Raw genomic sequence first — 9,086 nt, forward strand, 5'->3', positions numbered from 1 at the left:
CCCCGAGGGGAGAGGAGTTTAGGCTGTCTCGCGGGCTTTTGGTGCGGCCTGGCGGACGCCTTCGTCGACATGGTCGGCGAACTGCGCGAAGTTTTCCACAAACAGATCAACGAGCTTCGCGGCCGTCGCGTCGTACGCGTCCGTATCCGTCCAAGTCGTCCGCGGGTCGAGAATCGCGCTGTCGACGCCCGGCACGCTGACGGGCACCTGGAACCCGAAATTCGGATCGGTCCGGAACTCGGCATCGTTCAGGCTGCCGTCGAGCGCGGCGTTGAGCAACGCCCGCGTCGCCTTGATCGGCATGCGGTTGCCGACGCCGTATTTGCCGCCGGTCCAGCCGGTATTGACCAGCCAGCAATCCACCCCGCCTTTGGCGATCCGCTCCTTGAGCAGATTGCCGTAAACCGACGGATGGCGCGGCATGAACGGCGCGCCGAAACAGGTCGAGAAGGTCGCGTCGGGCTCGGTCACGCCGATCTCCGTGCCGGCGACCCGCGCGGTGTAGCCCGAGAGGAAGTGATACATCGCCTGATCGGGCGTCAGCCTGGCGATCGGCGGCAGCACGCCATACGCGTCCGCAGTGAGCATCACGATATTGCGTGGCACCGGCCCCATATTCTCGGCCGACGCATTGGGAATGAAGTCGATCGGATACGCCCCACGGCTGTTCTCGGCGAGCGTATGGTCGTTGAGATCCAGCCGCCGTGTCTCGGCGTTCATCACGACGTTCTCGAGCACCGTGCCGAACCGCTTGGTGGTCGCGAAGATTTCGGGTTCGGCATCCTCAGACAGACGGATCATCTTGGCATAGCAGCCGCCCTCGAAATTGAAGACCGCGGTGTCTGACCAGCCATGCTCGTCGTCGCCGATCAGCGTCCGGCTGGCGTCGGCACTGAGCGTCGTCTTGCCCGTGCCCGACAGCCCGAAGAACACTGCCGTGTCGCCGTTCGCACCCATGTTCGCCGAGCAATGCATCGGCATCACCCCGGTCGGCGGGAGCAGATAGTTGAGCAGGCCGAACACCGACTTCTTCATCTCGCCGGCATATTTCGTGCCGCCGATCAGGATCAGCTTTTCGGTGAAATTGACCGCGATCACCGTTTCGCTGCGGCACCCGTGGCGCACGGGATCGGCGCGGAAGCTCGGCAGGTCGACGATCGTGTAGTCCGCGACGAAGTCCTTCAGCGCCGCTTCTTCGGGCCGCACCAGCATCGTCCGGATGAACAGATTGTGCCACGCCAGCTCGGTGACGACGCGGACCGTGACGCGGTGATCGGCCTGCGACCCGCCGTACAGGTCCTGCACGAACAGCTCGTCCTTGGCGGCGAGCGCGGCGAAGAAATCGTCCTTCAGCGCGGCGAAGTGCGCAGGCTCGATCGCCTTGTTGCTCTTGCCCCACCAGACCGTCGCCTCGGTCTCGGCATCGCGGACGATGAACTTGTCCTGCGCGGATCGACCGGTATGCGCGCCGGTCTCGACCACCAGCGGGCCGTCGGCGGACAGACGACCTTCGTCGCGCGCCAGCGCCGCCTCGACGAGCTGCGCCGTGACCAGGTTCCAGTGCAGATTGGCGCGGGTCTGGATCCCCTGCGCGTCTAGGCCGACGGCCGGAATACGCTCGTTCGACACGGCATCTCTCTCCTCAGATTTCTCGCATACGTATGTATGTCGTTGTGTCGGGCTGTACGGGGCCCGTTTCCAGCGGTCAAATGCCCTAAACTACACCGCGGTCCCGATACGGTCCTGGTTGAGTGAAGGCCTGGTTTGCCCTACGCCGACACGCCAACGACCAAGGCAAGCGACCCAGAAATGACGGCAACGATCGCGCTGGTCGATGACGACCGTAACATCCTCACCTCCGTGTCGATCGCGCTGCAGACCGAGGGCTTCACCACGCGCCTATATTCGGACGGCGAGACCGCGCTCAAGGCACTGACCGATAATCCGCCCGACCTCGCGGTCTTCGACATCAAGATGCCGCGAATGGACGGACTCGAACTCCTCCGCCGGCTACGCGAGAAAAGCCAGATCCCGGTCATCTTCCTCACCAGCAAGGACGATGAGCTCGACGAGGCGCTAGGTCTTGCGATGGGCGCTGACGACTATATCGCCAAGCCATTCTCGCAACGACTGTTGATCGCCCGTATCCGTGCGATCCTGCGGCGGACCGAGCTCACGCAGTCACCGGGTACCGAGACCGAGGCTGACACGGTCGGGCCGCTCGATCGAGGGCGCCTCAGCATGGATCCGGCACGGCATCGGACGCTATGGGGGGGGGAGCCTGTGACATTGACCGTCACAGAGTTCATGATCCTCGAAACGCTCGCGCAGCGCCCGGGAATCGTCAAGACGCGCAACCAGCTGATGGATGCGGCGTATCAGGACGACATCTATGTCGACGACCGGACGATCGACAGCCACATAAAACGCCTTCGCCGAAAATTCAGGCAGGTCGATCCCGCCTTCGACGCTATCGAGACTTTATATGGTGCCGGGTATCGATTTTCTGAGGAATGAGCTGGGCGTCGACGGGCGTGACCTCACGTTGCGCTGGTCGGGACAGATCTCGCTCACGCGGCGCATCCTCGCGGTCAACATCTTCGCGCTGCTGCTGCTGGCAGGCGGGTTCTTCTATCTCGACTCGTATCGCAGCCGCGTCGTCGACAACCGCGTTGCGCAGACCGCGCGCGAAGCCCGCCTGATCGGGGAAGCGATCGGCGCGGTCGATCCCGCGTGGCGCGATCCGCTGGTGCTGAGACTTGCGCGAGATACGGGGTCTCGTATCCGGCTGTTCAGCGGCGCAGGACGGACGATCGTCGACAGCCGTGGCTTAGGCCTGCGCAACTTCGTGCTGATGGACCCGGACAAGGAGGATTGGGACCAGACGGTCGCCCGGTTCCTGGACGCGGCGATCGACGTCATCGTGATGGCACCGCGTCCCCCGCTCTACCGCGAGCGTAGCGGTACGCAGCAATGGCCCGACGTGACCGCAGTCCGCGGACGAAGCATCGTGGCGACCACCGTGTGGCGCGCGCCCGATCGAACACCGGTGATCACTGCCGCGGCGCCGCTACCCGCGGGCGGCGTCGTGATGACCACGGTGAACGCGCGCGACATCACGAAGACGGTTCGGATCGAGCGGTTCCGGCTCAGCATGGTGCTGCTGGTCGTCTCGATCGTCTCGGTCCTGCTGTCGCTGTTCCTCGCGCGGACGATCGTGCGGCCTCTGCGCCGGCTGGCCCGCGCGGCGGTCCGCGTGCGGCTCGGGCGCGCGCGCGAAGTGGTGGTCCCCCGCCTCCCCTCACGCCGCGACGAACTTGGCATGCTCGCCCGCGCGCTCTCCGACATGAGCCTTGCGCTTCGGGCGCGGATCGACGCGACCGAGGCGTTCGCGGCCGACGTCACGCACGAGATGAAGAACCCGCTCGCCTCGCTCCGGTCCGCGGTCGAGGGACTGTCGCGCGTCAAGGACCCGGCGCTCCAGGCGCAGTTGCTCGCGATCGTCCGCGACGACGTCCACCGGCTCGACCGCCTGCTGTCGGACATCTCCGAAGCCTCGCGGCTCGATGCGCAGCTCAGCCGCGCCAAGTTCGAGCCGGTCGATATCACCGCGATGATCGAAGGACTGGTCGCGCAACGCGACGCGCGCGGTATCGAACGCGGGATCCGCCTCAAATTCGATCGGAACCCCGACGACCGGACGATCGTGTTGGGCGAAGGCGCACGGCTCGAACGTGTGTTCGAGAATCTGATCGACAACGCCTTGTCCTTCTCACCCGACCGCGGGCTGATCGCGATCTCGGCGATCCCCGACCGCGACGATCTCGTCGTCCGCGTCGAGGACGAAGGCCCGGGCGTTCCCGAGGACGCGCGCGAGGACGTGTTCAAGCGGTTCCACTCGGTCCGTCCGGACAGCGAGACGTTCGGCCAGCATTCAGGGCTAGGCCTGGCGATCGCACGGACCATCGTCGACGGGCATCAGGGCTCCATCTTCGTCGAGTCGCGCGAAGACCGGCTTGGTGGCGCGCGGTTCGTCGTGCGGCTACCGCTCGCCGATCTGCCGTTGTAAGGACCGGACGTGGTTATCCCCTCCTCCGACCGGCTCCACGCCACCACCGTCGCGATCGACGGTGTGGCGGTGATGATCGAGGGTGTCTCCGGGTCGGGGAAGTCGGATCTCGCGCTGCGCCTGATCGACCGTGGCGCGTCGCTGGTCAGCGACGACCAGACGCTCGTGGTGCGATCGGGAAAAATTCTCCTCGCGCGGGCACCAGCGACGATCGCCGGCCGGCTCGAAGTCCGCGGGTTGGGTATCCTCGCCATGCCGCACGTCGAGGACGTCCCCGTCGGCCTGCTCGTCAGCTTGGACGCCGCGATCGACCGCATGCCCGAGCGTCGCCTGCGACGCATCGCCGGGATCGACGTTCGCCAGGTCGCGGTCGACCCGTTTCACGCCTCCGCACCGATCAAGGTCGAACTGGCATTACGCAATCCGGAGCCCCTAGCATGACCTGTTTGCCATGATCCGGCCCAAGGACATCCTGCTCGTCACCGGCATGTCGGGGGCAGGCAAGTCGACCGTCCTCAAGACGCTGGAGGATATCGGCTGGGAGGTCGTCGACAATCTCCCGCTGCTGTTGCTCGACCGCCTGCTCGACGCGCCGCTTCCCGAAGGGTCGACCGACGATTCGCAGCCGCTGGCAATCGGCATCGGCGCCAGGACGCGCGATTTCGATCCCGAACGCATCGTCCGGCGGATCCGCGACCTGCGCGATCGCCACGGTCTCGAGATCGGCATGCTGTTCCTCGATTGCTCGGGGGCCGAACTCGAACGCCGTTATTCCGAGACGCGCCGTCGCCACCCGCTCGCGCTTGATCGTCCCGCGAACGACGGCATCGGCCGCGAGCGCGAATTGCTCGCGCCGTTGCGCGACTGGGCGAACCGGCTGATCGACACCACCGACATGGCGGCGAACGAGCTCGCGCAACAGATCCGCGCGAGCTTTGCCGGCGATGGACTTGGCGAGCCGACGTTGTCGATCCGCTCGTTCGGGTTCGCCCGCGGGCTGCCGCGCAACGCCGACCTGGTGTTCGACATGCGCTTCCTCCGCAACCCGCATTGGGACGCGGCGCTCCGTCCCGGTACCGGGCTCGACGCCGACGTTGCCGCCTACATCATCGACGATCCCGCCTATGAAGCCGCGGTGAGCCGGATCGAGGAGCTGCTGATGCTGTTGCTCCCGCGCTATCGGGCGGAGGGCAAGTCCTACGTCACGGTCGCATTCGGATGTACCGGAGGGAGACACCGGTCGGTCCATGTCGCCGACCGTGTCGCCCGACGGTTGCGCGAGGCCGGATTTTCGCCCACTATCATGCACCGCGACCTCGGGGCCGCACCGCAGGATGCGCTCGAGGGATCGCCAGTCGTCTTATGAGTATGAAACGCTGATATGATCGGCCTTGTTCTGGTAACGCACGGCCGATTGGCCGAGGAATTCGTTCGCGCGATGATTCACGTGGTTGGCCCGCAAGAGCGCGTCGCGACGATCTCGATCGGTCCCGACGACGACATGGAGAGCCGCCGCGCGGACATCGCCGCCGCGATCCAGGAGGTCGATGTCGGCCGCGGCGTGATCGTGCTGACGGACCTGTTTGGCGGCACCCCGTCCAATCTCGCCATCTCGCTGATGGAGCGCGGCCGGATCGAGGTGATCGCGGGGATGAACCTGCCGATGCTGATCCGGCTCGGCTCCGCGCGCAAGGCGATGACCGTCGTTGCAGCCGTGGCGGCGGCGCGCGAGGCGGGTCGCAAATATATCTCGGTCGCGTCCGAGGTTCTTGGCGAGGCGGCCGCGTGAGCGCGGTCTCGCGCACCGTCCAGATCACCAATCGGCGTGGGCTGCACGCGCGTGCCAGCGCCAAGTTCGTCACGCTTGCCTCGTCGCACGCAGTCGAGGTGAGCGTGACGAAGGACGGATCCGACCACGTCACCGGCACGTCGATCATGGGTCTGATGATGCTCGGTGCGGCAATGGGCGACGCCATCACGATCAGCGCGAACGGTGATGGTGCCGAGCATACGGTCGCAGCGCTGGCCGAACTGGTCGAGGCGAAGTTCGGCGAGGAGTGACGATCTTCCCCCTGCCGCTTGCGGGAGGGGTCTGGGGCGGGCATGAGCGACCCCGTGCTTACAAATCCATATGCCACGCGGACGCCGGCCTAGATGCCCCGCGAGATCACCGCCTTTTCCAACCCGCTGATCAAATATGTCCGCGACCTGCGCGACAAGCGACATCGGCGCGCCGCAAGGCAGTTCCTCGCCGAGGGTCTGCGGATCCTCACCGAAGCGCGCGAGACCGGCCGCCTGCCCCGCACGCTGTTCTATGCCGCCGCCAGCGCCAACCACCCGCTCGTCCACGCGCTGTCGATGGACGTCGAGGAGGCCGGCGGCGAGTCGATCCAGACCACGCCGGATATCCTCTCGAAGCTGTCGGGCAAGGACAACCCGCAGGCCGTGGTCGGCGTGTTCGACGAGTTCGACGCCAGTCTCGAAGACCTAGACCGGAACAGCGCGGGCATCTGGCTGGTCGCCGAGCGGCTGCGCGATCCGGGTAATCTGGGCACGATCCTGCGGACCGGCGATGCGGTCGGTGCCGGCGGGCTGATCCTGATCGGCGAGTCGGTCGATCCGTTCTCGGTCGAGGCGGTCCGCGCGAGCATGGGCGCGCTGTTCACGATTCCCGTCGTGAAGACCGAATGGGCACCGTTCCAGAACTGGCTGCGCGCCGGCCCGGGCCAGCTGGTCGGGTTGAGCCTCGATACCGATACCGATTACCGCGCCGCCACCTATACCGGCCCGACCTTCCTGCTCACCGGCAACGAAGCCCAGGGCATGCCGCCCGAAATGGCCGAGGCGTGCGACGTGCTGGTCAAGATCCCGATGCTCGGCAAGGCGGACAGCCTGAACGCGGCGGTCGCGACAGCGGTGATGGCCTATGAAGTGCTGGCCCGGCAGGAAAAATCCACAACGTCGGCCTGAACCGTCGAATCACGCCCGATTGGCGATGCTTAGCGACTCCGGTTCAGCTAAGAGAGAGCTGCGGCGTGCGAGAGCGTCGGCGAGTTACTGTAAGACAGGATGAGTATGGCGCGCGGTTTGGACGATGGACGAGTGAAGACCGGCATGATCCGGTCGGCGATCACGGCTGCCGCGACGCCGCTGCTGATGGCAACGCCGCTGTTCGCACAACAGGTTACCCCACCGGCGGTGACGCCGACGGTGCCGATGGCCGTGCCGACGCTTGCGCCGCCAGTCATCACCGTGCCGCCGCTGAGCGACGCGCAGGCGACGCTGCTCGACAAGCTGCTCAACGGCGACATCGTCGCGCAGGGCCTCAAGTCCGCCGCGACCGCATCGACCACCGCACCGACCAAGCAGGAGCTCGTTCGCGCCGCGCTCGACCATGCACGCGCCGTCCATGCGGGCCGTCTCAGCGAGGCTGATTTCCAGAAGGATTGGGGCCTGCGCCCACCGACGTATGACCCGACCCCGGCGTTCGCCGATGCGGTCCGGCTCGATCGGATCGCGGCGTGGTTCGCATCGTTGCCGCCCCCCTATGCCGGCTATGATGGCCTGCGAAAGGGCCTGCAGAACTACCGCTCGATCGCGGCGGCCGGGGGCTGGTCGCCGCTGGCTTCCGGCCCCGATTTCACGATCGGCGCAAGTGGCGCGCGCGTGCTGGCGCTGCGCAAGCGGCTTGCGGTCGAGGACAAGGACGTCTCGATCAGCGGCGATACGTTCGATGCCGCGCTGCTCGACGCAGTCCGCCGTGCGCAGCGTCGCTATGGCCTGAACCCCAGCGGGATCGTCTCGACCCAGACGCTCGCCGCGCTGAACGTCTCGGCGACCGATCGCGTGCGGCAGATCATGGCGAACATGGAGCGCTGGCGCTGGCTGCCGCAGGACCTGCCGCGCGACCGTATCCAGGTGAACATCGCGGCAGCCGTGCTCACCGTGTTCGACGGTGACACGCCCGTGCAGTCGATGCGCGCGGTCACCGGGCGGCCGGGCGACGAGACGCCGATGCTGTCGTCGACGATCCACAGCATCGTAATCAACCCGCCCTGGAACGTGCCGACCTCGATTGCCACCAAGGAGCTGTGGCCCAAGGAGCGCGCCAACCCAGGCTATTTCAAGCGCAACGGCTTCAAGGTGATTGGCGGCACACGGTTGCAGCAACAGGCGGGCGACCAGAGCGCGCTCGGCCGGTTCAAGTTCGACTTCCCGAACGACTATTCGGTGTATCTGCATGACACGCCGAGCCGCGCGAAATTCGCCAGCTTCAGCCGGCTTTCGAGCCATGGCTGCGTACGCCTTGAAAAGCCTGCGGAACTTGCCGACCTGCTGCTGAAGGGCGATCCGACCTGGACCCCCGAAATGGTCGATGCCGCGGTCGCCAAGGGCGACACGGTCCGGGCGCAACTGGTCAAGCCGGTGTCGGTCTATCTGCTCTACTGGACCGCGTTCGCCAGCGGCAACGGCCAGATGAACTTCCGCGCCGATCCCTATGACTGGGACGGCATCCTCGCCGCCAAGATCGAGGCGCGCACCGCACGCCAGACGCTCGCTGCTCGCTGAGAGGATACGACATGACGATTTCCACCCGTACCCGCACTGCCGTCGCCGTCGGCCTGCTCACCGCAATGGCGCTGGCCGGCTGCTCGCGCTCCGAGCCTGAACAGCCGCCCACGGACGTCAACATGGTCGAGGATACCGGCGTGACCGAGACGGAGGCGGCCCCTGCCCCGGTCGAGGCAGCGCCGGTAGAAGCGGCGCCGGCTGCGCCCGCCGTGGTCGAACCGCCGCGCGAAAAACCGATTGCGCCGGACGAGCAGATGCTCGACGATGCCGATGCGACGGGCATGACCGCGCGTGTGACGCGGGATGAGGCACCGGCCGAGAACGAGGTCGAAGCCGAGCCGCAACAGTAATTGACCCTAGAATCCTCCCCCGCCAGGGGGAGGTGGCAGGCGCAGCCTGACGGAGGGGGCGGTAAGGGAAACCGCTGTTCCGTATCCTCCCCCCC

10 protein-coding genes are annotated in these 9,086 nt (G+C 66.4%); 9 read left to right on the top strand and 1 reads right to left on the bottom strand.

The genetic code is table 11. From position 1 onward, the window contains the following. Window positions 1-18 precede the first annotated feature (18 nt). Window positions 19-1,629, bottom strand: coding sequence for a phosphoenolpyruvate carboxykinase (locus ASE88_RS03430; protein ID WP_056475419.1), 1,611 nt, complete (start codon window positions 1,627-1,629; stop codon window positions 19-21). A 180-nt stretch (window positions 1,630-1,809) separates the two neighbouring features. Here ASE88_RS03430 and ASE88_RS03435 point away from each other — a divergent pair, with 180 nt between their 5' ends. From ASE88_RS03435 to ASE88_RS03475, 9 genes are all read left to right on the top strand, one after another. Further along, on the top strand, window positions 1,810-2,517 hold the full coding sequence (locus ASE88_RS03435) for a response regulator transcription factor (protein ID WP_055877112.1): 708 nt from the start codon (window positions 1,810-1,812) through the stop codon (window positions 2,515-2,517). Beyond that, window positions 2,486-4,069, top strand: coding sequence for a sensor histidine kinase (locus tag ASE88_RS03440; protein ID WP_056475421.1), 1,584 nt, complete (start codon window positions 2,486-2,488; stop codon window positions 4,067-4,069). Before ASE88_RS03435 ends, ASE88_RS03440 begins: the two co-directional genes overlap by 32 nt. Window positions 4,070-4,078: 9 nt before the next feature. Further along, window positions 4,079-4,510 carry an HPr kinase/phosphorylase gene (locus ASE88_RS03445; RefSeq protein WP_156356889.1) on the top strand — a complete coding sequence of 144 codons (432 nt, stop codon included), beginning with the start codon at window positions 4,079-4,081 and terminating at the stop codon, window positions 4,508-4,510. Window positions 4,511-4,520: 10 nt separating this feature from the next. Beyond that, on the top strand, window positions 4,521-5,435 hold the full coding sequence (gene rapZ / locus ASE88_RS03450) for an RNase adapter RapZ (protein ID WP_055876059.1): 915 nt from the start codon (window positions 4,521-4,523) through the stop codon (window positions 5,433-5,435). A 15-nt stretch (window positions 5,436-5,450) separates the two neighbouring features. After that, window positions 5,451-5,858, top strand: a complete 408-nt coding sequence (locus ASE88_RS03455) for a PTS sugar transporter subunit IIA (RefSeq protein ID WP_055876062.1) — start codon at window positions 5,451-5,453, stop codon at window positions 5,856-5,858. Beyond that, on the top strand, window positions 5,855-6,130 hold the full coding sequence (locus ASE88_RS03460; protein ID WP_055876065.1) for an HPr family phosphocarrier protein: 276 nt from the start codon (window positions 5,855-5,857) through the stop codon (window positions 6,128-6,130). Before ASE88_RS03455 ends, ASE88_RS03460 begins: the two co-directional genes overlap by 4 nt. A gap of 93 nt (window positions 6,131-6,223) precedes the next feature. Then, entirely contained in the window at window positions 6,224-7,039 is an 816-nt protein-coding gene (locus ASE88_RS03465; protein ID WP_056475424.1) for a TrmH family RNA methyltransferase, read from the top strand. 144 nt (window positions 7,040-7,183) lie between these two features. Next, the gene (locus tag ASE88_RS03470) at window positions 7,184-8,638 is read left to right on the top strand and encodes a L,D-transpeptidase family protein (protein WP_056476343.1); all 1,455 of its coding nucleotides are present in this window, start codon (window positions 7,184-7,186) and stop codon (window positions 8,636-8,638) included. Between the two features lie 11 nt (window positions 8,639-8,649). After that, window positions 8,650-8,991, top strand: a complete 342-nt coding sequence (locus ASE88_RS03475; protein WP_056475428.1) for a hypothetical protein — start codon at window positions 8,650-8,652, stop codon at window positions 8,989-8,991. The last annotated feature ends 95 nt before the right edge of the window (window positions 8,992-9,086 follow it).

The sequence above is a fragment of the Sphingomonas sp. Leaf38 genome, assembly GCF_001421825.1.
Classification (GTDB): Bacteria; Pseudomonadota; Alphaproteobacteria; order Sphingomonadales; family Sphingomonadaceae; genus Sphingomonas.